Source organism: Acidobacteriota bacterium (genome assembly GCA_012729555.1).
Classification (GTDB): Bacteria; Acidobacteriota; UBA6911; order UBA6911; family UBA6911; genus UBA6911.
On record JAAYCX010000050.1, the window covers coordinates 1 to 1,504 of the forward strand.

A 1,504-nucleotide genomic window follows, 5' to 3' on the forward strand; every position below is an offset into this window, starting at 1 on the left:
GCCGGGGGCTTGTTGGGGACGTCGGCAATGACGTGGATGGGGAAGTAATCCTTCAGCTTTTCGATGACGGCGGGGTCGCGCAGGGTGGTGGCATCCATGAGCTTGCAGGCCTTGCACCAGTGGGCGCCGAAATTGATCAGGACGTGGATTCCGCAGGCGCGAGGCTGGAGGTTACATCAAGCGCGGCTGGAATTCAGGGATGGCTCGGACCATAAATTCGTCGAACAGGGGGACGGTAAAGGCCATTTCCCCATGCGCAGGGCTGTAGATCATTCCTTTTTTGATCAGCTTTGCGCGCACGGGACCAATGCTCTTCGCGGTCATTCCCAGCGTTTCCGCGATGTCGCCGGAGCGGTAGTTGCCGGCACCCTGATGGGCCATGGCCCGAAGAAAATTTTTCTCGCTAGGCGTGAGGCGATCGAAGCGCACCCGGAAAAAGTTTTGGTCTAATCGGCGTACAACTTCCGGCGTGGCGGTTTGCACGATGGACAAGGCGATAGAAGGCGTCGGGGCCAGATTCCAGGTTTGATAACCCCATTCCTGGAGGAAATACGGATAGCCTTTGGTTAGGCGAAACACTTCGCGCAAGGCATCGGAGGCAAAATGGACGCCGACGGCCCGAGCGGGCTCGTTGAGCGCCCGGGCGCTCTCTTCTTCCGACAACGCGCCGACGGAGGGAAAGCTGAACAGCCGTTCGGCATATGATTTGGATTCTCCCGCCAGGCCGGGCAGGATCGGCAGTCCGGCCCCGATCAAGATCAGAGGCAATCGGCGCTGCTGGACCCGATGCATGGCCATGATGAGCGCGCTGAGTTCCTTTTGGCCAAAGTATTGAATTTCATCGATCAACACGGCGATGGCGCTGTTTTTTTCTTCCGCCGCCTCGGCGACGGCGACCAAAAGGTTGGGCAGATCGATTTCCAGATCGCCGCTGTCTGCGGCTCCCTTTTCGGGGTCGATGTCGAGTCCGATGGATACGTCTTGATAAGTCACTTTGATGGCGCCGAGGAAACTCCGCAACACGCGCAGCCCCCGCTTCGCCTTGTTGCCCATGCCGGCAAGCCGGTCCAGTTCAAAGAGGAGACTTCGCAAGTGGGGAGCCAGCAAGGGGCCCAACGGCTTGCCTTCGACGGCTTCCACGGGGATGGTGTGATAGCCTTGAGCTCTGGCCTTGCGCTCAATTTCATTGAGAAGGACGGTTTTTCCGACGCCGCGCAGCCCGGTCAGAAGCATGCTTTTTTCAGGCCGCTTTTCCTGAATCCGACCAAGGAGAATACGTGCCTGATTCAGGATGGGATCTCGGCCGACCAGTTCAGGAGGCGGAGCGCCTGCACCCGGAGAATATGGATTTTTGATTGGGTCCATGCTTGGCTTCTACCAAAACCTACCCATGTCTATCAACATATGAATAGACATCGGTAGATTTTGTTGGACTCCCGTTTCACAACCGTGCCCGTTACCGCGCGGGATAGAGCAGGTACGTCGGGTAGCCCTGGACGGCGAA

General features: G+C 58.0%; 1 protein-coding gene. It reads right to left on the reverse strand.

Translation table 11 applies throughout. The features are described 5' to 3' along the window. Positions 1 to 171: 171 nt before the first annotated feature. Complete coding sequence (locus GXY47_09910; GenBank protein NLV31458.1) at positions 172 to 1,365, reverse strand: ATP-binding protein; 1,194 nt, start codon at positions 1,363 to 1,365, stop codon at positions 172 to 174. Positions 1,366 to 1,504 lie beyond the last annotated feature (139 nt).

Excerpts from the sequence above, each read along its gene's own strand:
- GXY47_09910 (NLV31458.1), bottom strand. The coding sequence starts at position 1,365 with ATGGACCCAATCAAAAATCCATATTCTCCGGGTGCAGGCGCTCCGCCT.